The organism is Candidatus Eisenbacteria bacterium, assembly GCA_016930695.1.
GTDB lineage: Bacteria > Orphanbacterota > Orphanbacteria > Orphanbacterales > Orphanbacteraceae > JAFGGD01.
The window spans coordinates 104,941-127,884 of record JAFGGD010000054.1 but is presented as its reverse complement, the minus strand read 5'-3'; the positions used below and the strand labels follow the sequence as shown (position 1 = coordinate 127,884).

The 22,944-nt window shown below is 68.6% G+C and carries 16 protein-coding genes; 2 read left to right on the top strand and 14 right to left on the bottom strand.

From position 1 onward, the window contains the following. The first annotated feature begins 472 nt into the window (after positions 1 to 472). Positions 473 to 1,198 (top strand): serine/threonine protein kinase, encoded by a 726-nt coding sequence (locus JW958_13210; protein MBN1827210.1) that lies wholly within the window; start codon positions 473 to 475, stop codon positions 1,196 to 1,198. 185 nt (positions 1,199 to 1,383) lie between these two features. Then, positions 1,384 to 3,813, top strand: coding sequence for a hypothetical protein (locus tag JW958_13205; GenBank protein ID MBN1827209.1), 2,430 nt, complete (start codon positions 1,384 to 1,386; stop codon positions 3,811 to 3,813). On the opposite strand, the gene JW958_13200 is transcribed toward JW958_13205, so the two are convergent. From JW958_13200 to JW958_13135, 14 genes are all read right to left on the bottom strand, one after another. Beyond that, a complete protein-coding gene (locus tag JW958_13200) occupies positions 3,758 to 4,345 on the bottom strand; it encodes a CoA pyrophosphatase (protein ID MBN1827208.1) in 588 nt (195 codons plus the stop codon). The genes JW958_13205 and JW958_13200 overlap by 56 nt on opposite strands. Before the next feature lie 136 nt (positions 4,346 to 4,481). Further along, on the bottom strand, positions 4,482 to 7,166 hold the full coding sequence (locus JW958_13195) for an insulinase family protein (GenBank protein MBN1827207.1): 2,685 nt from the start codon (positions 7,164 to 7,166) through the stop codon (positions 4,482 to 4,484). Beyond that, a complete protein-coding gene (locus tag JW958_13190; protein MBN1827206.1) occupies positions 7,163 to 7,654 on the bottom strand; it encodes a TerB family tellurite resistance protein in 492 nt (163 codons plus the stop codon). Before JW958_13190 ends, JW958_13195 begins: the two co-directional genes overlap by 4 nt. 30 nt (positions 7,655 to 7,684) lie before the next feature. Next, complete coding sequence (locus JW958_13185) at positions 7,685 to 8,914, bottom strand: glycosyltransferase (GenBank protein ID MBN1827205.1); 1,230 nt, start codon at positions 8,912 to 8,914, stop codon at positions 7,685 to 7,687. Continuing rightward, entirely contained in the window at positions 8,911 to 10,425 is a 1,515-nt protein-coding gene (locus JW958_13180) for an MOP flippase family protein (GenBank protein ID MBN1827204.1), read from the bottom strand. Before JW958_13180 ends, JW958_13185 begins: the two co-directional genes overlap by 4 nt. Beyond that, the gene (locus tag JW958_13175; GenBank protein MBN1827203.1) at positions 10,418 to 11,590 is read right to left on the bottom strand and encodes a glycosyltransferase; all 1,173 of its coding nucleotides are present in this window, start codon (positions 11,588 to 11,590) and stop codon (positions 10,418 to 10,420) included. Before JW958_13175 ends, JW958_13180 begins: the two co-directional genes overlap by 8 nt. A 109-nt stretch (positions 11,591 to 11,699) precedes the next feature. Continuing rightward, a complete protein-coding gene (locus JW958_13170) occupies positions 11,700 to 12,524 on the bottom strand; it encodes a hypothetical protein (GenBank protein ID MBN1827202.1) in 825 nt (274 codons plus the stop codon). A gap of 90 nt (positions 12,525 to 12,614) precedes the next feature. Continuing rightward, positions 12,615 to 14,009, bottom strand: coding sequence for an AMP-binding protein (locus JW958_13165; GenBank protein ID MBN1827201.1), 1,395 nt, complete (start codon positions 14,007 to 14,009; stop codon positions 12,615 to 12,617). After that, the gene (locus JW958_13160) at positions 14,006 to 15,106 is read right to left on the bottom strand and encodes an O-succinylbenzoate synthase (protein MBN1827200.1); all 1,101 of its coding nucleotides are present in this window, start codon (positions 15,104 to 15,106) and stop codon (positions 14,006 to 14,008) included. The genes JW958_13165 and JW958_13160 overlap by 4 nt, the downstream gene beginning before the upstream one ends. A gap of 4 nt (positions 15,107 to 15,110) precedes the next feature. Next, on the bottom strand, positions 15,111 to 16,022 hold the full coding sequence (locus tag JW958_13155; GenBank protein ID MBN1827199.1) for a 1,4-dihydroxy-2-naphthoate polyprenyltransferase: 912 nt from the start codon (positions 16,020 to 16,022) through the stop codon (positions 15,111 to 15,113). Then, positions 16,019 to 16,849, bottom strand: a complete 831-nt coding sequence (menB, locus tag JW958_13150; protein ID MBN1827198.1) for a 1,4-dihydroxy-2-naphthoyl-CoA synthase — start codon at positions 16,847 to 16,849, stop codon at positions 16,019 to 16,021. Before menB ends, JW958_13155 begins: the two co-directional genes overlap by 4 nt. Positions 16,850 to 16,946: 97 nt before the next feature. Next, positions 16,947 to 19,121, bottom strand: coding sequence for a PAS domain S-box protein (locus JW958_13145; GenBank protein MBN1827197.1), 2,175 nt, complete (start codon positions 19,119 to 19,121; stop codon positions 16,947 to 16,949). Further along, positions 19,118 to 21,751: a PAS domain S-box protein gene (locus JW958_13140; GenBank protein MBN1827196.1), complete on the bottom strand. Its 2,634-nt coding sequence runs from the start codon at positions 21,749 to 21,751 to the stop codon at positions 19,118 to 19,120. The genes JW958_13145 and JW958_13140 overlap by 4 nt, the downstream gene beginning before the upstream one ends. A 277-nt stretch (positions 21,752 to 22,028) precedes the next feature. Further along, positions 22,029 to 22,820, bottom strand: a complete 792-nt coding sequence (locus tag JW958_13135) for an alpha/beta fold hydrolase (protein MBN1827195.1) — start codon at positions 22,818 to 22,820, stop codon at positions 22,029 to 22,031. Positions 22,821 to 22,944: the final 124 nt, after the last annotated feature.

The following is a 22,944-nucleotide window of genomic DNA, read 5'->3' as shown; positions in this document are numbered from 1 at the left end:
TTGGCCGTGGCAACCCCCCCCCACCCCCCCCCGAGGGATCGAGACCGGACCGAAGGTGAATCTCCGCGGAGGGAGGCCTCGAGACGTCCCGGTGACCTCCCGATTTTCGATCCACGCTTCATGGTCCGGCCGGCCCTTCCCATCCGCCCAACCGCACGTCCCGGGCCGACGGTCGCCGATCCCTCAACGGATCCGTTCCCATGGGTCAACCAGAGCAGAAAGCATGCCGGGGGGAAGAGAGAGCCACAAGATCGACAACTTGTTGTTGTTACTGGCGATGTGAGATGGCGCCCCAGGGGCGTCCTTTTAAAAAGCGCCCATGGCGTTGTCGGGCGTCGCAAAGAAAGTGGGCGGATATCAAGTCGTTCGCACGAGGGGTGTTTTCTTAGCACGGTTCAAAGCCTTACAATAGGAGGGTGCCGGGCCGTTGGGGTCCGGACCCGCCGGGAATCCGGAGCCTTGGGGGACCGGGATGAGTAGGAATTTCGAGCATTTCGACTTCTGCTCGGGACGGGCGCTCGGGGGGCGATACGTTCTCGAGGAGAGGATCGGCGCCGGCTGGGAGGGGGAGGTCTATCACATTGTGGAACGAGGCACCGGGATCAGCCGGGTAGCCAAGTTCTACTACCCCGATCGAAACGGCAAAGGGAGCGCGGCGCGGAAGTACGCCATGAAACTGCACCGTCTCCGCGACTGCCCGGTGGTGATTCCCTATCTGTACCACGACAGAATCTCCTTCCGCGGGTACACGATTGAATACGTGGTCGCGGATCTTGCGCCGGGGGAAATCCTGAGCGCGTTTCAATGTCATCAGCCCGGGAAACGGTTCGCCTCCTTTGAGGCGCTCCACCTTCTTCACGCGATCGCCACCGGAATCGAACCGATTCACGACATGGGCGAGTATCACGGGGATCTGCACGACGACAACATTCTCGTCGAGAGGCGCGGTCTCGGCTTTCGAATCAAGACGGTCGATTTTTTCGATCTGGGGCGACCATCGAGAGAGAAAATCCTTCAGGACGTGGTCGACATCGTCCACCTTTTCCACGGGATCCTCGGCGGAGCCCGCTATTACGGAAAGCAGCCCCCCCTCGTCAAAGAGATCTGCCGGGGCTTAAAAGGAACGCTGATCCGGGATCGCTTCCGCTCCGCGGGCGATCTCCGCTTCTATCTCGAAACCTACGACTGGGAAGCGTGAAGCGCGGCCGCCGCTCGCCCGGCATCGCGGGCCGATTCGGGGGAATGCGAGGGGACGCGGTCGCGCCCGCCGCGAACTCCCGTAACGGAAAGAACGCAGACCCGTTCCCGGTTTCCTTGCACGAAAGCCGCGCGTTCCGATAGTCTGGCGAGGAGTTTTCCCCGTCTCGCCCCGGAGGAGGTTTCGTGAGCCTTCCGCCCTTGACCCGAACGAAGCTCCTCGGGGTATTGATCACCTCGCTCGCCCTACTCGTTTTCGAGATCGCCCTCACCCGTATCTTCTCGGTGGTGCTCTGGTACCACTTCGCCTTCCTGGCGATTTCCCTCGCTCTTTTCGGTCTCGGTGCGGGGGGGCTGCTCCTCCACTTCTTCCCCGAACGATTCCCGCGGGAAGGCGTCGACGCGCAGATGGCCCGTTTCGCGCTTCTCTTCGCCCTCTCCATGCCGGGGGCTTTCGTGTTGATTCTCGGCGTGCCGTTCGTCTACCGCGTCTCCCTCCCCGCCTTCGTGTCCCTCTCGTTGATCTATCTCTTCGCCGCGACCCCCTTCGTGCTCGGCGGCGTGGTCCTGGGCCTCGCCCTCTCCCGATACAGCGCGAGGATCGGCGCCGTATACGGCATGGACCTTCTCGGCGCCGGTCTCGGTTGCGCCCTCGCCGTCCCCCTCCTCAACCTCGTTTCCGGGCCGGGGGCGATGTTCGCGACGGGGGCGGTCGCGGCGGTCGCGGCGGTCTTCTTCGCCGCCGGAGTCCCCCGCGCGCCGATGCGCCGCTCCGTCGCCGTCGCGGCGGCGCTCTTCGTCCTTCTCGGGATCCACGAGGCGACCGGCCTCTTCCGGATCGACTTCGCCAAGGACGAGCTGGAGAGCGAGATCCTTTATGAGCGATGGAACGCCATGGCGCGGATTTCGGTGACCGAAAAGGGGACGGTGAATTGGGCGACCAGCGAGGCGTATCGCGGCCCCAAGCCGGAGACGCTCTGGTTGAAGATCGACGCCGAAGCGGGGACGCCAATCGTCCGTTTCGACGGCGATTTCGACTCCGTGCGCGCCATTCAATACGACGTAACCGCCCTCGCCTACACGCTCCGCAAGGGGGCGCGGACGGCGGTCATCGGACCCGGCGGCGGCCGGGACGTGCTGACGGCGCTCTCCTTCGGGCACGGCCCCGTCACGGGCGTGGAGATCAACCCCGCCATTGTCGCGGCGGTCCGCGACCGCTTCGGCGAATACGCCGGCGGCCTCTACGACCGCCCGGACGTGAGAATCGTGAGCGCCGAGGGGCGCAGCTTCCTCCGACGCTCCGAGGAGCGGTACGACATCATTCAGGCGTCTCTCATCGACACATGGGCGGCCACCAGCGCCGGCGCGTACGTTTTAAGCGAAAACAATCTATATACGCGCGAGGCTTTCGTCGATTTCCTGGGCCGGCTGTCTCCGGAGGGGATCCTCACCATGTCCCGCTGGTTTTTCAAGGGACGCCCGATCGAGACGCTCCGGCTGACCGGTACGGCGCTCGCCGCGCTTGGCGAAATGGGGGAAGAGGATCCGGCGGCCCACGTCGTCGTCATCAAGCGATCGACATGGGACTGGGCGTATCGAGTCGGCGAGTTCCGGGACGGGGTGGGAACCTTGCTGGTGAAACGCTCCCCGTGGGTCCCCGGCGAGGTGGAGCACCTCCGGCGGCTCGCGGAGGAACTCCGCTTCGATGTGGTTTACGCTCCGGGCCTCGCGGGCCACCCCGACTTCGAAAGACTCGCCCGAGTCGGGCCGGAACGGATGGCCGACGGCTACCCCGTGGACATCCGCCCCTCCACCGACGACCGCCCCTTCTTCTTTTTCACGCTGCGGCCCGCCGACGCGCTTCGTCGGCTCTTCGGCGGCGGCGGTGACGGGATCGAACAGGGGGTGGTGCAGAATAATGTGCGCGCCGTGTTCGTGTTGGTGGGGCTTTTGGTGATCGTGGTCGCGCTGACCGGCGCCTTTCTGGCGGCGCCGGCGCTGGTGCGCCGCGGCGAGTCTTTCCCCCGAAGCCGGGAGAGCGCCCTCTTCCTCGTTTATTTCCTCGCGCTGGGGCTCGGCTATCTCCTCGTCGAGATCCCGCTGGTGCAGCGGTTCATTCTGTTTTTGGGGCATCCGGTGCACGCTCTGTCGGTCGTGCTTCTCGCCATGCTCGTGGGAAGCGGCGCGGGAAGCTTTCTCTCCGCCCGGCTCCCGGCCCGCGCCTTCCCCTCGGTGATCGCCCTCGTCGTCGTCGCGGTCGCCGGTTCCGCCTTTCTGCTTCCCCGCCTTTTCGTCGCGGCGATCGGCGCCCCGTTCCCGGCGCGGGTTTTCCTCACCATCGCCGCGCTCGCGCCCCCGGCGGTGCTCATGGGAATGCCTTTTCCCGCGGGGATTCGCGCCCTCGGTGGGGCGAGGTCGGGGATGGTTCCGTGGGTGTGGGGGGTGAACGGGGCCGCCTCGGTCTCGGCCTCCGCGCTGGCCACGCTGCTCGCCATCGCCTTCGGGTACACGCGCGTGCTGCTGCTCGGCGCCGCGGTCTACGCGGTGGCCCTCGCCACGCTCATCGCGATCCGCCGAGTAGCCGCTCCAGAAGAGCGTGGGTCGCCCGCGCCGTAACTCCCCAGATCACCCCTTCCTCGATCGGATAGACGAGTCGTTCGCCGAGGCTCTCCCCGTCCGCTCCGGCGTAGCCCCGTTCTTGGTGGGTGTGGATGAGCGCCTCCAGCGGCGTCTCGATCAGACGGGCGATTTCTTTCTCGTCGGGTCGTGGGTCGCCGCCGCCGTCCCAGAGGGCGGCGAAAACGTGAAGAGTGGCGTCGGCGAGGGCGCTCGGAAACCAACCCAGATCCCCCAACACGTCGAGCGCCTCCGGGCGGAGGGATGTCTCCTCCTCCCATTCCCGAAGCGCCGCGGCGAGATCGTCCCGGTCCGACTCCTCCACGCCCCCCCCCACCATCCCGATCTGCCCGCTCCAGATGTAGCCGGGCGAGATCTGCTTCTGCGCCAAGAGGGCGCGCAGCTCCCCCTTGCGTTCGACGAGAGGGAAGAGGCTCGCGTAAGGGCGGTAGATCCTCTCCGGCGTCGGCGGTTCCGGCGTGGGGCGGCCGAGAAGCGCGTGCAGCCCTTTGGCGTCGGCGGGAAAAAGCATCGGGACCGGTCTCCGGGATAAGGGGGAGGAATGTCGACCGCTCAAGCATACGGCGGCGGACCGATTGGCACAAGGGGGCGCCCTTCGCCGCGAGCGCGAGAGGGGCTCGACCGGCGTCGCCCGGGCCGCCCCGTGTCTAGCGCACCACGACCGTCGCCGCCGGCGAGGCGCGTAAATAACGCCGAGCGGCCTCCGCGACGCGCTCCGGGGTGAGCGCCCGCAGGTCCTCCATCGACGGCTCCCCGTCGCCCCGGAAGAGGGAGAGACCGAGACGATACGCCTGGCTCGGCCGCGTCAAGAGGCGCATGTTCCCGCGGCCGATGAGGGCGTTCACGGTGCGCTCCAGCTCTTCCGCGCCGATCTCCGGCTCGGTTCCCATGCGGTCCAGGTGCTCGCGGATCCCCTCTTCCGCTTCGTCGATGTTCCCCGGCGCGGTGCCGATCGCCGCGGCGATCATCGCGCGGTCGGCGTGAAAGGTCACGCCGGCGCCGACGCCGTAGGCGAGGCCGCGCGTCTCGCGCAGGTCGAATGCGATCCGGTCCGAGAGGATCGAAACGGCTGCGCGGAGGGCGGCGCGATCCTTTTCCGGAACGCGCGTCACGTAACCGATCCGCAGATACCCCTGCGTACCGCCCGGTTCCTTTTCGACGCGCGCGCTCTCCCTGGTCGGCTCGGGTGGCGCGTGGGGCGGGAGACGGCGTACCGCCGGGCCGGGCGCGCCGAAATGCCCGGCGAGACGAAGGAGCGTTTCCCGAGCCGGACGCGAGGTGACCGCCGTCAGAATCAGGTTGTCCGGGGCGAAGTAGAGGCGATGGAAGGCGCGGATCTCGTCCGGGGTGATCGCCTCGAGGGAGGCCGCGTTCCCCTCGGGGTCCCGGGCAAGGGGGTGATCGCCGTAGACCGCCTCTTTCAACAGGAGCAGGGAGAGCGTGGCGGGACGGGAGGCGCGTCGCCGGGCGAGGGCGACGGCGTTCGCGCGCGCCGCATCCGCCTCCTCCGGATCGATCGCCGGACGGAGCGCCATGTCCGCGAAGAGGGCGATTCCCCGGTCGGCGTAGGCGTCGATGGTCGTGAACCGCAGATACGAATAGTCCGGCACCGTTTGGTAATCGTCAAAAGGAATAAAGGACCAGTCGCACGCTTTCACCTCCGCGCCGATCCTTTCGAGCGCCGCGGTCTGTGCTTCCGCGTCGGCGTGGAGGGTCCCCCGGACGAGGAGGCGGTGGAGCAGGTCCGCGATCCCCGCGCGCCCCTCCGGTTCCTGGGCGGAGCGGTTTTTCGCGAGGAGGTGGAGCGCGAACACCTCCGAATCGTCGTTGGAGAGGACGCGGATCTCGAGGCCGTTCGCGAGGACCGTGTCCGCTTCCTCGCGGCGGTTGCCCGTCTCCGCTTCGGGGCGCGTCGCCGGAGCGCGGAGCAGGGCGAATCCACCGGTCGGGCCGGCGAGCCGCTCCCGATTCGCGAGCGGAATCTCGTTTTTCACCTCGACCGCGAGATCCTTCTCGCCGTAATCGGGCGCTCCCGGAAGGATCGCCGCCGAGAGACGGCGCTTGGTGTCGACAAGCCGCGCGAATCCGGAAACGATCGTCTCCGGATCGAGCCGGTCCGCCGCCGCGCGGAGAGCCTCCGTCGTTTTCCACCCGCCGCGGGCGAGCGCCTCCGCTTGCAGGAGGCCGTAGTGGTGCAGCTTTTCCGCGTCATAGATCGCCGTCGTTCTCTCGGAGACGCGGAACCGCTCCACCTCGTCTCGCGGCGGCGGCGATGCGGCGAGACGATCGAGGGCGGCGACGATCTCCCGCTCCACACGGGCCGGGTCGCGGCCGGCGGGGAAGGAGGCGGTGACGAGAAGCCGCCCCCACCGCGCGCGTCCCTCGTAAGCGACCCCCACGGAAGAGGCGACCGGATCGTCGCCGTCGGACAGTTCGCGCGCGAGCCTTCCCTCGGCGAAAAGAGCGAGTGCGTGGAAGAGGGGGAAATCCGGATCATCGTGGCCGGGGGCGTCGAAGGCGACTGTGATTACGCCGTCATCTCTTTCGGTGTGAAAGATCCGGGCGCGCCCCCCCTCGGCGAGGGGCGGGGGCGTCTCTTCCCTCGGCTTCAACGGCGGCGCGGCCTCCCGCCGCCCGTAAATCTCGCGCACCCGCTCGATCATCGCGCCCGTTTCGAAATCGCCCGCCACCAGGAGCACCGAGTTGCCGGGGACGGTGCAGGAGCGCCAGTAGGCGACCAGGTCGTCTCGGGACATTTCCCCGACGGAGCGGCGGGTGCCGAGCACCGGCCGCGCGTAGGGGGTTCCGGCGAAGAGGACGGAACGGATCAGGCGGTCCGCGAGATAGGCGGGGTCCTGCTCGTCCTTGCCGATCTCCTCGACGACGATCCCCTTCTCTTTCTCGAACTTGTCCGGCGGGAAGACGGAGTGGAAGACCATGTCCTCTTGGATGTCCATCGCTTCGGCGATCCGGTCGCGGCCGGCGAGGACGAAATAGACCGTGTAGAAGCGGCGGGTGGCGGCGTTGTTGTAGACGCCGAGGAGATCCGCCTCGTCGTAGAGCTGTTTCTGCGTGCGCCGCTCCGTGCCGTTGAAGAGCAGATGCTCCAGCAGGTGGGCCGCGCCGGAAAGATCGGCGGTTTCGTCGTCGGTTCCGGTGCGGACCACGAGGGTGGCGGTGATCATCGGCGCGCCGTGATTCTCGATCAGCACCGCCTCGAGGCCGTTTTCGAGGCGGATCACGGTCGGCTCCGCGGCGAGCGCCGGCGGCGCGGCGGCGGACAGCGCCAGAAGAAGGATCGAGGCAAGCGCGGACGCGGCGTGACGAATCATGACTCTCCTCTTTCCCGTTCCGGTTCGGCCCCGGAGCGCCGGTCGCGTAAAACGCGGAGCTTGGCTTCGATCAGACGGCGGTGGCCGAGGCGGAGCAGGTGGGCGAGCTGATGGACCAGGTAGTCCTCGTGCGCATCCAGCCTTCCGTCGGCGTAGACGACCCGCCAGATCCTTTCGATGAGCCGGTCCTTTTCTTCGTCGGTGAAGTTTTGATTGATGAGATCGGTGAAGCGCCAGAGGTCGAGGCTCCCCTCCCGTTCCTCGCGCGCCGCCACGGCCAAGGCCGCCGCGTCCTCCTCGGCGAGGCCGAACTCCTCGCGGAGCTGGCGGACCACGCTCCGGCGCTCCTCTTCGGTGAACCTGCCGTCGATGTGGGCCATCTCGAGGAAAACGGCGCAGGCGGCGACGCTCACGTCGCGGGGAGGCGCCCCCGCATCGCCCGCATCGCCCTCGCCGCTTCCCAATATTCGTCGAACGAGATCGAGCATCTTCTCCTCCCGGGGGCCTCTCCGTAATGTCTACATCGGGGAGCCGGCGCGCAAAGGGGGCCCCGCATCGCTCCCGGCGGCGATGGGGCGCACCAGCTTCAGGACGAGGTCCGCCCGGGCGCTCCAGGAGCAGGACCGGACCGCTTCGCGCCTCGCCTCCGCCCCGTCCGGTCCATCCTCGGCGCGGGCCCTCTCCGCGGCGCGCGCGAAGCCCTCCGGATCGGATGCGATCTCCACGACTTCGCGGAAGGGCTCCGTGCCCGCGATCGGCGTGGTCACGACCGGCCGCCCCGCGGCGAGCGCCTCGTAGAGCTTGAGGGGGTCGTTGCCGCGGGTGTGCTCGTTGTCGAGATGGGGGATCACGCACACCGTGAAGCGCCCGTACCACGCCGGGAGTTCCGCCGGCGGGACGGGCGGGAGAAAGCGGACCTCCGGCCTCCCGAGGAAGCGCGCCGCCAGCGTTTCGTCGCGATCGCCGAGAACGACGAGCGTCCACCCCGGGAGTCGTTCGAGTGCGCCGTCGATCAGGTCCGCGTCGATCCTCGCTCCGGTGAAGACGCCGGCGTAGCCGAGCACCGGCCGATCCCCCAGGTCGGCGAGCGGGGCGGGGATCGGCAGCGGCCCGAGGGCGGGGGCCATCCCCTCCATGTCGGCGCCGTTCGGGACCACCGAGGGGTCCGCGCCCGCCCGGCGCGCCTCCGCCGCCACGTGGGCGTTCACGGCGATCACCCCGCGCGCAAGACCGACGTAGAGGGCGATCCTCTTCTCCAGGCGGCGGAGCGCCTCGGGATTCCGGCGATAGGCCTCGAAGCGGGAGAAGTCGTCGGTCCAATCGAAAAGGAAGGGATGGCGCCGGGCGAGACCGGCGACGATTTCCTCCATGTGGCCGCCGATCGCGTTGCCGAGGAGGACGAAGGGGCCGCCCGCCCCCCTCTCGATCCGGCGGATTTCCGTGGCGGCGTTGAGCCGCGCGAGCGCCTTTACGCGGCCGGAAAGAGGCACCCATCGGACCGGCGTGACGAGCGCCGGGCCCTCCTCCTCCGCGCGACGGCGGGAGGATCGCCGGGAGTCGTACCGTTCCCCCGCCGGGCCGCGCCGCCGCCCCGGCAATTGAACCGCCTCCACCCGGGGGTTCACGAAGAGGACCCTTTCCACACCCGGTTTTCGGGCGAGCGCCGAGGAGAGATGGTGGGCGCGCCGCCGCAGCCCCTCCCAGGGATGATTAGACACATAAACGATTCGGATCCCGCCGCCGTTCACCGGGACTCCTTCCGGCGCCCGGAAAGGAAGCTGCTCCGGGCAAGCTCGAAGAGGTCGCGCCAGTCCGCCGGGAAGAGGAAGCGGAAAAGGAGCGCGTAAACGCCGGCGCCGAGGGGCGCGAGGATCAGGAGCTGCGCCGGGTCGGAGGCGCCGGCCGGGAGAAGCATCCAGCGCCGGATCGAGAAAACCAAGGCGGACATGATGACGGTGCAGAGGGCGGCCGGTCCGGCGGCGGCGATCCAGCGCCGGAAGGGGAGCCGGATCATCCGCGTGGCGATGTAGGCGGGGATGGCCGAGTAGTAGGCGCTCAGCGTCATGCCGGCGGCGATCCCGATCACGCCGTAGCGGGCGAGGAACCAGACCGTGGCGGCGGTGAGAACCAGGTGCGCGCCGCTCCAGTAAAAGCCGACGTCCGGCCGGCCCTTGGCGTTCAGCACGGGGCCGTTGGCGGCCATCATGCTCCTGGCGATGGCGGAAAAGCAGAGGATCTGCATCGGCAGGATCACCGGCTCCCAGCGCGCGCCGTAGACGACTCGCACGAAGGGGGCGCCGATCACGGCGAGCCCGATCAGCGCCGGGAAGGCGAGAAGGGTGATGACCCTCAGGGTGCGCACGTAGCCGCGGCCGAAGCGGGCGTTGTCGTCCTGTACTTTGCAGAAGACCGGGAAGAGCACCCGCGTCAGCGACATGGTGAAGCCGTGCTGCACCATGTGCGGCACCGAGTAGGAGAACTGATAGAAGCCGAGCTGCGTCGAGTCGAGCAGCCGGCCGATCAGGATGTAGTCGATGTTGGAGGCGAAGTAGCCGAGGATGGAGCTGCCCGTCAGGTTGATGCCGTAACGGAAAAGTTGCCGGAACTTGACGACCGAAAAAGTGAGGGGCGGGCGCCAGCGATAGGCGGCCAATCGTCCGAAGGAGGCGAAGGTGTTCATCGCCAGGTCCGCCGCCACGAGCGCCCAGAGGCCGAAGTCGAAAACCACCGCCAGAAGAATCGCCGTGATCCCCCGGATCACCACCGAGGAGACCCGGATGATCGCCAGCGCCCGGAAACGGAGGTTCTTGGTGAGCATGCAGCCGTGCGCCCAAGAGAGGGAGTTGATCAGGAAGTTGAGGGAGAGCCAGTAGGCGACGGGCCGGACCGTTTCGTTGTGGAAGTAACCCGCCGCCGTGCCCGCGAAGGCGATGGTGATGACGGTGAGCACGATCCCCACCGCCACATTGAACCAGTAGGAGGTGGCGAGGTGTCCCTCGTCCACGTCTTTCCGGTAGATGATCGCCGCGCCGAGGCCGAAATTGCCGATCAGGGTGACCAGGCCGGTCACGATACCCACCAGCCCGACCACGCCGAAATCCGACGGTTCGAGGTGGCGCGCCAGCACCGCCGTGCCGGCCAGGGTGAGCACGCGACTCCCGAAGAGACTGAACATGGACCAGGCCACGTTCCGGGTCGTGGTGGTTCGCAGGTCCCCCTCCGGCGGGGCGTCCGACTCGTTCTTTTCGTCTTCAAGCATTTCCGCGGAGCCTCTCCACCCGGCGACGGACGATGTCCTCGAGCCGGTACTCGGAAGCGACCCTCTCCCTGCCGGCGCGGCCCATCCGCGCCCGCAAATCCCCGTCGGCGAGGAGGCGCTCCAGCCGGTCCGCCAGCGCCGCCGCGTTTCCCGGAGGAACGAGATGCCCCGTCTCTCCCTCTTCGACGAGTTCCGGCAGCCCGGTGATGCGCGTCGCCACCACCGGGAGGGCGCAGCTCATCGCCTCCAACACGGACATGGGAAGCCCCTCGCTGTGGCTCGCGAGCGCGAAGATCTCGGCCCGGCCGAGCATCTCCAAAACCTCTCCGCGGGCCAGGCTCCCCTCCAGCCGCACCCGGTCCTCCAGACGCGCGTCGCGGATTTTCCTCTCCAACCTTCCCCTCTCCGGCCCGTCGCCGACGATGCGCGCCCGAAAAGCGATCCCCCGGCCGGCGAGGATCTCGTACGCGTCGATCAGAAAATCCAGCCCCTTGACCGGGTGGAGGCGCGCCACCGTCAGGATCATCCCCGTTTCCCTGCGGGCGCTCGGACGGAAGCGCTCCGTGTCGACGCCGTTCGCGGCGAGGACGATTCTCTCTTCCGGCACGCCGTAGCGGCCGACGAGCGCGTCCCGGTTGAAGCGAGTGGGGGTGAAGATCGCCGCCGCCTCACGGGCGATCGGGCCGAGCAGGGGGTGGGGCCGCAGAAGCAGGTCCGACCCATGGGCGGTGAAGGAGAAAGGAATACCGGTCAGCCGGGAGAGGACGAAGGCATGGTCCAGCGCCGGTCCGGCGAAGTGGGCATGCAGGTGGGTGGCGCCGGCGCGGCGGAGTCGGGCCGCCCGCGGGAGAGACTGGCTGTAAACCCAGCGGAGCCTCTCCGCCCAACGTCCCGTGAAATCGCGGTGCGCCGCGAGGGTGCGCCGCGGTGAGCGGAGCGCGAGACCGGCGAGGGCGGCTCCCTTCGCGCGGCGGGAAAGCCCCTCGCTTTCGAGATAGGTGACGCGCGGGAGAAGGCGCTTCGCGTCCGGGTGCGTTCTCTCCTCCGGCCAGGGGCGGAGCGCCCAGACGGTGAAGGGGACGCCGAGGCGCTCCATCCCGCACAGGTCGTCGAGGATGAACGCTTCCGAAAGTTTGGGAAAGAACTGAAGAAGGAAGACGATCATGAGAGAAACCTACCACCGCGCCCGGCGGCGGTCCACAACATCGCCGGGAACGAAAAAGGGCGGACGCCCCGGCGGAACCGGGACGTCCGCCCCATGAGGGGCGCGTCCGTCAGCGGTCGATGACGGCGGTGAAGCCCCCTTCCAGCCGGTCCATGTCGGCGAGCTTGTACTCCCAGACGGCGGTCTTCCCGTCGACGCGCGTGGCGTTCGATTCGATCACCTTGCCGGGAAAGCGGACGGTGAAGCGGAAGACGCGGTGCTCCATTTCTCCCTCCATGCGCTCCGCGTGCTTGCCCATCGTGCCGAGCGCCTCCATCGAGCGGGACATCTCCTCCATGTCCTCTTCGCTCATCATCTCCTCCATGTCCGCCATCGCTTCACCGAGCGCCTTCATCGCCTCCTGCATCTGCTCGGGATCGAACGATTCGGGATCGAAATCCTCCATCCCCTCCGGCATCCCACCGGAGTCGTCCTCACCGAGGGAGACATCACCCGCCCCGGCTCCCAGGGCGCGCGCATAGACCCACTTGCCGTCCGCCCGCGGCGTGAACGTGAAGGCCGACGCGTCGCCGTCGCCCGTCATGCCGACGTGGGCGAGATCCTCCGGCTTCTCGAAAGAGAAGGCCATCTCCCAGACCCGATCGCTCCCCTCTTCCGATTCCTCGTAGCGGAGCAGTTTCGCTTGCGAGCCGCCCTCTTCCAGGCGCGCCCGGATGTCCGACTCGGAGAGATCGGCGAGCATGTCGTCCTGTTCCTCGCCGAATTGCTCGGCCAGATCGCGCATGTCCTGATAGGCTTCCTTGTCCATCGCCATGCGAATCTCGATGGTCCCCGATCCGTCCTTGTTCAGATCGATCGTCTCGTCGTAGTCCATGCAGCCGGCGGCGACCGCCAGGAGCGCCGCGGCGAGGACCGCCGTCACGCGTCGCATCATTCCATCCTCCGTTGGTTTCGTGGGTTTCGCGATAGCCCGATCCTGCGATTTTACGGTAAGGGGGGCGCGGAAACCACAGGAAAGGCCGTCTCAGAGAGGGCGGAGACGGGAGAGGGCGGCGCGCGCCGCTTCGCCGCGGTCGGTCTTGCCGGCGGCGGTGCGCGGCAGCGCGGGGAGAACGGCGAGGAGGCGCGGGCGCTTGTGCGGGGCGAGGCGCGCCTCGACGTGGTCGCGGAGCGCGCCGTCGTCAAGAATCGCCCCCTCGCGGAGGACAACCGCCGCCGCGATTCTCTCCCCCCATTCCCGGTCCGGCGCGCCGAAGACGAGCGCCTCCTCCACGTCCGGGTGCTCCAGAAGCGCCGCTTCGACCTCGGGGGCCGAGACGTTCTCGCCGCCGCTGATCAGGACCTCCTCCCGCCTGCCGAGAACGTGGAGCCGGCCGCCGTCGTCGAGGAATCCCCGGTCCCCCGTGTCGAACCAACCCTCGTCGTCGAAGGGATCCGCGTGCGCGCCGGCGGGGAAGTAGCCGCTGAAAAGGGTCGGCCCGCGGACCTCGACGCGACCGCCGGGCGCTCGCAACTCCACGCCGGGGAGCGGTGGAGCGGCGGCTTCCGCGTGCGGGACTCCGTCCGGGCGAGCGGTCGCCGCCTGGGCGCATGTCTCGGTCATCCCCCAGGTGGGAAGGACCGGCGCGTGGATTCGCGCGCATCGCTTGAGGAGCGAAGGAAAGATCGGCGCGCCGCCGAGCAGGATCGCCCGGAGATGTTTCGGCGGTCGCCAGGGCGGTTCCCGGTCGAGAAGGCGGGTCATCATGGTCGGCACCAGAGAGAGAATGGTGATCCGGTCCCGCGCCGCGGCGCGGATCAGCGTGTCTGCGCGGAAGGGGGCGGCGACGGCCACGGCGCGCCTGGCGAAGAGGGAGCGGGTGACGATGGAGAGCCCTCCCACGTGGGCGAGAGGCATGCAGAGCCCCCAGCGATCCTCCTCTTTCACGCCGAGAACGCGCGCGCTCGCGGCGGCGGCGGCGGCGAAGGCGCGGCGGGAGAGGAGCACCCCCTTGGGCCGCCCCGAAACGCCGGAGGTGTAAAGGATTGCCGCCGGGCGCTCGTCGTCCGGAAGGGGCGCGGGCGGGATTTCCGGCTCGTCCGGCGCGCGATCGCAGTCGACGTCGCGGGGGAGTGCGATGAGCCGGACCGGCGCCGCCTCTTCCAGCACGAGGCGGCGCTCCGCATCGGTCCATCCGGGATGAAGGAGAAGGGCCGGGACGCCCATCTCGAAGAGCGCCCAGAGCGAGACGATCGAGACGGCGCTCGGAGCGACCTCGATCGCCGCCGGACGGTCGGGTGCGACGCCCGCGGCGCGAAAAGAGCGGATCGCCGCCTCGACCCGGGGAAGAAGCTCTTCATAGGTGAAGACATTTCCGTGCTCCACGAGGGCGGCGCTTGCGGGGCGCTCCCGCGCCGCGGCGTGGAAGGAGAGGTTCATCGCCGGTCCCTCCGCGGATCGACGCCGAGCCCGGTCCGGCCGGAGGGGCGGATGACCGCGGGGCCGATCTGGGGGGGCGGGCCGGCGGGCCACGCCTCCAGCCCCGGGTGCGGGTCGAGCCCGCAGGGGAGGGGCTCGCCGGGGAGGGCGAGGGCGAGTTCCGCCGCCGCGGCGAGGGCGACGGGACCTTCCAGCGCGTGTCCCACCGTCACCCGCGTCCCCGCCCGCTCCGCCGACCGGGCGATCCGGAGCGCCGCCGTGAATCCGCCGAGGAGGGTCGGCTTGAGGACGAGGACGCGCACGCGCTCCCGCGCGCTTCCTCGCAGCAGTCTTCCGGCGGCGCCGGGGAGGAGAAGGGTCTCGTCCGCCGCGACCGGGACCGGCGCGCCGGCGAAGCGGAGCAACTCCTCGGCGCCCACCGGCTGCTCCACGTACTCCGGCGCCGTCTCCGCGAGGACCGCCATCTTTCGCCGCGCCTCGGCCGGCGACCAGGCGCCGTTCGCGTCGGCGCGGAGAAGGATCGCGCCTCCGGCCGCTTCCCGCGCCCGCCGGAACGCCTCCGCCTCCTCATCGAATCGGCCCGGCACGCCCACTTTCATTTTCAGGGCGGCCACGCCGCGCGCCGCCGCCCCCCGCGCCTCCGTGGCGACGCGATCGGGATCCCTCTCCCGAAGGAGCGCGGAGAGGGGGATCGTTCTCTCGGCGCGATCGCCGGCGAGCAGGCGGGAGACGGAAACACCCGCCCGGCGCGCCGCGAGATCGAGCAGCGCGCTCTCGATGGCGAAACGCGCGGCGGGCGCCCCCGGGTCGATGTCACGGAGCGCGGTAACGAGCTGCGGCTCCACCGGCCGATCGGGGCGGAGGGGCGACGGTGGACTGGCGCACGCGCCTCGAAGCGCGCGCGCCGAGCGGGCGATGTCGTCCGGCGAATAGCCGGGGAGCGGGGATGCCTCGCCGGTCCCGACCATACCCCCGTCGTCCTCGATCGTGACGAGGAATCCCTCGCGCCGCCCCCAAGAACGACGCGCGTTCGACGCGGCGCCGATCGCCCCGGAGAATCTTTCGATGCGAACGATCGCGGTCCGCCGGGAGCCCATCGCCCTACCCTCCCGCCGCCAGCCCGATCGCCAGAAGCGCGCCGAACAGGAAATGGAGCCGCGCCGTTCCGCGAAGGGAACGGTTGAGCGCGGGGCCGTCCACGGCGGTCCAGACCGTCCGCGTCTCCCGCGCCGCGAGGGGGAGGGTGAGGAGCGGGAGGAACGCCCACGCCGCGGCGAGCCCCGCGGCGACCGGCACGGCGAGGGAGGCGTAGGCGAAGAGGATGAGTATCGTCAGCTCGATTCTCCCTGCCCGGCGGCCGAAGCGGGCCGGCAAGGTGCGCTTGCCGCTCCGCCTGTCCGTCTCGCAGTCGCGGGTGTTGTTCACCACGAGGATCGCCGTGGCGAGCGCCCCCACGGGCGCGGCGGCGATCCAGGCGAGCGCCGGCACCCGCCCCGCCTGCACGAAGGCCGTGCCGCAGACCGCCGCGTATCCGAAGAAGAGGAAGACGAAGAGATCGCCCAGGCCGTGGTAGCCGAGAGGAAAAGGACCGCCGGTGTAGGCGATCGCCGCGGCGATGGAAAGGAGGCCGATCACGATCACCGGCCAGCCGGCGACGGCGGCGAGATAAACGCCGAACGCCGCGGCGAGGCCGAAGACGATCGCCATCCCCGCCCGCAGCCCGCGCGGGGTGATGAGCCCGTGCTGAGCCGCCCGCGCCGGGCCGAGACGGTCCTCGCGGTCGGTCCCGCGTTCGTAGTCGAAGAGGTCGTTCGCCAGGTTGGAGCCGATCTGCAGCAGCACCGCGCCGGCGAGCGCCGCCGCCGCCGGCCCCGCCCGGAAGCCGCCGGCGTGAAAGGCGCAGGCGGTCCCGACCAGCACCGGCGCGATCGCCGCGAAAAGGGTCGCCGGCCGGGAAGCCAGGACCCAGGCCCGGAGCGATCCGGGCGCCGCCTCGGGAGGGGATGCGTTCATGGGAGCCGCGGAAACCCGCCGAAGTCGGGCGGCCGTTTTTCGAGGAAGGCGTTTCGTCCCTCCCGCCCTTCTTCGGTCTGGTAGAAAAGAAGCGTCGCGTTCCCCGCCAGCTCCTGCAATCCCGCCTGGCCGTCGCAGTCCGCGTTCATCGCGGCCTTGACGCATCGGATCGCCGTCGGGCTGTTCCGCAGGATCTCGCGGCACCAGCGTACCGTCTCTTCCTCCAGTTCCTCCAAGGGAACCACCGCGTTCACGAGCCCCCACTCGAGCGCCCGCCGCGCGTCGTATTGACGGCAGAGGAACCAGATCTCGCGGGCGCGCTTCTGGCCGATCACGCGGGCGAGGTAGGAGGAGCCGTACCCGCCGTCGAAGCTCCCCACGCGCGGGCCGGTCTGGCCGAAGCGGGCGTTCTCGGCGGCGATGGTCAGGTCGCACATCAGATGGAGCACGTGGCCGCCGCCGATGGCGTAGCCCGCCACCATGGCGATCACCGGCTTGGGGAGCGTGCGGATGCGGCGTTGCAGGTCGAGCACGTTGAGACGGGGGACGCCGTCATCGCCGACGTAACCCCCCTCGCCGCGCACCCTCTGATCGCCGCCGGAACAGAAGGCGTCGGGCCCCTCGCCGGTCAGGATCACCACGCCGACGGAGCCGTCGGCGCGGGAGTGGGCGAAGGCGCGATCCATCTCGTCCACGGTTTGCGGGCGGAAGGCGTTCCGCACCTCCGGGCGGCAGATCGTGATCTTAGCGATTCCCTCCGGCGAGCGCTCGTAGCGGATGTCCTCGAAGGCGAAATCCGGAACCGGTTTCCAGACGACCGTCGACACGGCTTCCTCCTTTGTTCTCCGTTCGGGGCGGTGCGGCGCGGCGCGCCTGCGGCTTTCAGGTTAGCACAAGCGGGGTGAGGTTTCGGAGCGGAACGGGTCAGAGGTCGGGGATCGACGGCACTTCGCGCGCCTCCGACTCGGCGCGCGCCTCTTCGGCGGGCGTCTCTTTCGGGGGCGCGCCCTCGCGCGGACCGGGGAGGGTGAAGGTGAAGGTGCTCCCCTCGCCGGGACCGCTCTCCACCCAGACATTGCCGCCGTAGCGGCTGATGATCTTCCGGCAGATCGGCAGGCCGAGACCGGAGCCGCGCGGCTTGTCGGTGAGCACGTTCGACATGATTTGGAAGAAGCGGTCGAAGATCGCCTCGTGGTGTTTCGGGTCGATGCCGGGGCCTCGGTCGGCGATGGAGACCTTCAACCAGCTCTCCGGCTCGGAGGAGCGGCGCGATTGGAAGGGGGCGGCGTGGACCGCGATCGTACCGCCGTCGGGGGAGAACTTGATCGCGTTGTCGAGGAGGTTGTCCACCACCTGCCGGATCCTCTGGATGTCGGCGACCGTTGTGGGAAGGTTCTCTTCCAGTTTCAGGTCGATGGCGATGGAGCGCCCGCGGCACTCCTCCTCGCGGGCGCGGACCGACTCGCGCAGCACGAGACCGACGGAGAAGGGCTCATCACACCACCCGGCGGTTCCCGATTCGATCTGGGAAAGCTCGAGCACATGATCCACGAGGCTCGCGAGTCTTTCGGTTTCGGTGTGAATGATTTCGAGAAAATGCTGTCGCGTCTCGGAGTCTTCCTCGTTCTGGAGTAGGAACTCGGAGAAGGAACGGATCGACGTGAGCGGCGTGCGCAGCTCGTGGGAGACGGATGAAACGAAGGCGTCTTTCATCCGGTCCAACTCCTTCAGTTCCTCGCAGGCCTTCTCCAGCTCGGCGGTCCTCTCCAGCACGCGCTGTTCGAGCCGCTCGTTCAGGCGCCGGATCCGCTCCTGGGCGTCTTTCCGCACCCCGATCTCCTGTTGCAGCCGCCGATTGGTATCCCGCAGGCTGGTCGTGCGCTCGTGGACGATCTTTTCCAGGCGGTCTCTGTGACGGCGCAGATCCTCTTCCGCCTCCTTCCGATCCCGGATATCGATGGCGGTGGTGGCCAGGCGGAAGGCGCACCCCTGCTCGTCCGGCAGGGCGGCGCCGTTCATCAACATCGGGAAGCAAGCGCCGTCCTTTTTGCAGTGCAAAACCTCGGTCGACTCGAAAGCGCCCGTCTCTCGGAGAACTTCCAGGAGGCGGTCCACCTCGGCGTGTTGATCCTCGCAGTGGAAGACGCGCAGGTGACGGCCGACCAAGTCCTCGGACCGGTAGCCGTGCACGGCGGCCATGTAGGGATTGACGTAGGTGAGATAGCCGTCCAGGTCCGCCTCGGCGATTCCGAAATTGGACCGTTCCGCCAACATCTGAAGACGCCGCATCTCCGCTTCGGCCTTTTTTCTCTCGGTGATATCGATCGCGGCGACCTGGTAGGCGGCGTTCCCGAAGAAGTCGATCGGCCAAACGAAGGTGGAGGCCCAGCGAACGCTGTCGTCCTTGCGGACCACGCGGAATTCGTTTGCGTTCGCCACGGCCCGTCCGCCGGCCCGCGCCTGAAAATGCTCGCGGACCCACTCCTTATCGTTCGGGTGCACCATGTCGAAAAGGGTTCCCGGCGGAGCGGCGAGCAGTTCCTCGACCCGCCGGCCGAGCAGTTCCGCGACGGCCGGGTTGGCGAAGAGGATTCGGGGCGTTTCCACGCGCTCGACGATCAGCACCCCCTGGAGGGAACGTTCCATCAGCGCCGCGTATTCCTCGACGTTTTTCCGAAGCGCGCGCTCGGCCCCCCGGCGGGCCGTCACGTTCCGTGCCGCGCCGACCAGGTGCGCGCGGTCGGGTCCGGCGCGGAAAGCGCGTATCCGGAGCCAGCGGTTCGCGTCGGCCGCCCCGTCCCGGCGGCACTCGACGGCGACGGAGTCCCGCCCGGCGTGGAAGTCTTGAAGCGCCTGCGCCGCGACGGGCCGATCGTCGGCATGGATCGCGTCGAGCCAGCCCGGGTGGTTCCCGAAGGGGTCTTCACAGGGGACGCCGAAGAGCTCCTCGAAAAGGGGCGAGACATAAACAAGTTGTTCGGGGGCGTCCGCCGAGGCGATCCAGACCGCCTCCTCCAGACCGTCCAGCAGTTCCGGCGGAAGCGACGCGAAATCGCGACCTCCTTCCGCCCCGTCCCGGTTCCGTAGTCGCCGCGTCATCGTTCTTCCCGTCCCTTCGCGCCGCCCCGGAGCGCGGTTTCCCCTACGGAGGAAGAGGCCGCCGCGGGCAGGGAGAAGAAGAAAGTGCTTCCCGCGCCGCCGCCGCTCTCCACCCAGATCTCGCCGCCGTAGTGTTGGACGATCTCTTTGCAGATCGGCAGGCCGAGGCCGGTCCCCTTCGGCCGGTCGCGCAGGTGTTCCTTGTCCCGGGACACCTGGCGGAACTTGTCGAAGATGATCTGGAAGTCCTCTTCGTCGATTCCGATTCCCTGGTCGGTCACGGAGACGCGGAGCCATTCCGGCGCCTCGCCGTCCCGTTTCCCGGCGAAACGGCGGATGTCGATGCGGATCTCGCCGTTCGGTTCGGAGAACTTGATCGCGTTGCCGACCAGGTTGGTGAAGACCTGCTGGATTCGGTCGCGGTCGGCGAGGACCGACGGCAGTTCCGCGTCGGTTTCGAGGCGGAAACGGAGCGATTTCTCGCGCAGCAGGTGCTCGTGGACCTGCATGGTGCGCCGCGCCACCTCGTCCAGTCGGAGGAGGTCGTCGTGCCAGGGCATCCCGCCCGCCTCGATGCGGGACAGATCGAGCACGTCCTCGATCAGGCGCATCAGGCGCCGGCTCTCGGAGCGGATGATCTGGAGGAATTCCTCGCGTGATTCCGGGCCGTCGTCGCCGTCGAGCAGCAACTCCGAGGAGGAGAGGATACAGGAGAGTGGGGTGCGCAGCTCGTGGGAGACGAGAGAGACGAAGGCATCCTTCATTTTGTCGAGGGCGCGCAGGTCTTCGAGCGCCCGGCTCCGTTCCGTGATGTCTCGCGCGATGGAGATGACTCGGTCGCCCGAGAGGGGGGCGATGCGCGCCTCGAAGGAGCGCCGCCCGACCGGAAGGTCCAGATCGTATTCGACGCACCGGGGCTCGCCCGTCCGGATCGCCGAGTCGATCGCCTCGATCGCCGAGCGGAGTTGGTCCGGGGGGAGGCCGGCGTCGCGGATGTTCGAGCCGATCAGTTTCTCTCGGGGGATCGCCAGGGCCCGCTCGTCCCGCGCTCGGAAGTCGAGATAGTTCCCGTTTCGGTCGAGCACGAAAATCAGGTCGGGGATCGCCGCGATCAGCGCTTCGTTCCGCCGGTGGCTTTCCTGTAGGTTCTCCTCCGCCCGCATGTTTCCGATCAGCGCGGCCGCTTGGCGGCCGAGGGCGAGCAACGTGCGGATCTCGTGCTCCGTGAATTGGTGGCGGCGGGGGGAAACGAGGTTGAGCGAGCCGATGACGCGGTCTTTCTGCCGGAAAGGGAGAATGGCGAGGGTGGCGAGGCCGAACCGCCCGGCCAGCTCCGGATTGAAATCCTCATAGGCGTCGGTCAGAATCGGCTGCCCGCTTCCGAAGACGGCGGAGTAAGGGGGCTGGTCGAGAGAACGGACGCGCACTTCCTCGACGAACTCCGGCGAGAGCCCTGCGTGCCGGGCGAGACGGGCGACCCGGCCTTTGTCGTCCGCGAGATAGACCCCGCCCGCCTCGAAACCGACGAGGTCGAGGGCGCAGCGAAGGACCGTGTCGAGTAGCGAATCAAGGTCCTGCGCTCTGTTGGCGTCGATCACGACGCGGCTCAGGATTTCGAGGCTCCGGGTGTGCTCGCGGAGGGACCGTTCCGCCCGTTTCGCGGGTGAGATGTCGGTGTGCACGGCGATGGAGCCCGCATAGCGCCCCTCCGGATCGGAGAGCGGCGCCGCCGAAACCTGCACGGGCAGGCGCCCGCCGCGCCGGTCGATGAGCTCCAGATCGTAGATGCCCGGCTCGTGTCGGCGGCGGTTCTCCATCTCCCGTCGCAGGAGGGCGTGGTGCTCCTCCGCCACCACTTCCTCGGCGCTCCTGCCGAGCAGATCGCTTTTCTCATAGCCTGTCATCTCGAGAAAGCGCCGATTGACGTAAACGAAAGCCCCCCCCTCGCTCAGCACGGAGACGCCGTCGTTCAGAGCCTCCAGAAGGTTGAGGTATCGGTTTTCGTTCTCGCAGAGGATGCGTTCGGTATGCTTGCGCGCCAGCGCGCCGGCGAAGATCTCGCCGGCGATCCGGAGCAGAGCGATCGAGTCGTCGTCCCAAGTCTTGGGGGCGTGGACCGCGTCGAAACCGAGAAAGCCGATCGTCGATCCGCCGCAGACGATGGGCACGTTGAGAAGGGAGCGGATTCCTTCGAGCTGGAACTCGACCCGCTCGGCCGTCGCCTCTTCGGGCAGGTCGCTTGTGTCCGGCAGGTGAACCGTCTCGCCCATACGCAGGCGCCCCATGATCCAGGGGAATTCATCGGCGGGCAGGTCGACAAGCCGGTCGATCATCGTCTCCACGCCGGGGGCGCACCACTCGTGGGTGTTGGAGATGCGGGCGCCGTCCCGGGTGAACTGGAAGAGGTAGCAGCGGTCGACGCCGGAGAAAACCCCGATCCTCTCCAGCGCTGAGTCGATCACGTGATCCAGCTCGGCGAGGGGGCGGCGAACAAAGTCGGTCGACACCTCCATGATGAGCTTCTCGAAATCGAGGCGGTGGCGGAGGATTTGCTCGACGGACGCAAAGGTGAGCGGGTGCGTGGCGCCGGCGACGTCGTCGATGCGGTTGTTCGTTTCGTTACGATTCATGGCGGTCCGCCGCCCGAAACGGGCTGGGGGATGCGTCCCGCGTCGCCGCGCGACTCGTGCTTTGTTCTTGATACCGCGGCGCGGCGGTCGTCCCGTCGGATTCCGGCGCGCGCAATCGATCTAACTTCTTTATCGGAGGAATATTCGGGGTTCTGAAGGGGTAAGGGCGCGGACGGGTTTCCCGCCCGCCCGCCGCCGGCGCAACGCGTTGTGAAATAATGGATTGTACCCCGCCGTTCGGCCCGCCGCCCGCCGCGGAGAGGGGTGTTCTCCCTGTTCAATATAGAGAGCGGATGAGGCGAGCCGTTTCGTCCGGTCGTTCGAGAGGTGTGTTGTGCCCGCATCCCGGGACGGCGAGGAAGCGACCCCGCGGGGCGATCGCCGCCGCCTCCTTACCGAGGCGGACGAAGCGAGGATCCTCGTCGCCAGCGACGAAGAGGATCGGCGCGGCGACGCCGGCGAGCCCGGGGCGGAAATCGGGCATCCGCGAGAGGCCGAGCGCGCGCATCGCCGCGGCGAGACTGTCCGGATGTTGTCGGAGGCGGACGAGGCGCTGGGCTTTTCGCGTCTCTTCGGGGAGGCGCTCCTGCGTGGCGAAGAGGGGGAGCCTCTCCCAGGCGTTGACGAATGCCTCGATTCCTTCTTCTTCGAGCAGGGTCGCCCAGCGTTCCTCCCACCGCTCTCTCTCCCGCCGTTCCCCGTCGCTACCTATCCCGGGGTGGACGCCGATGAGCAGGGCGCTTCGGAACGCGCCGGGCCGGCGGAGGAGGAGGGCGAGGGCGACGCGCGCCCCCATGGAGTAACCGACGAGGCGAAAGCCCCCCGCCGGCGCCGGTCCGATGCGCTCCGACATCTCGTCGACCGGGTGGGCGAAAGGAAGGCCGGACATCGGCGCCGGGGGGCCGTTGTGATGTCCGGGAAGCGCGGGCGCACGGACCGCCGCTCCCGTGCCGATCCCCGGGAGGGTCGTCGTCCAGCTCTCCGGCGCGCCGGCGAAACCGTGGAGCAGGAGGAAGGTTCCCTCCGCTTCGCCGTCACGCAGAATGTCATTTCTTCCGTTCCGGTTCATCGGGCTCTCCGCGCGGATCATTATAACGGTTGTCGCCGTTCTCCGGCCCTGCTCGTGCGCGCGCGCGAAAAACGGAAAGGCGCCGCTCGCGCGGTCGAGAGCGAACACAAAGACGAAAAGCAAT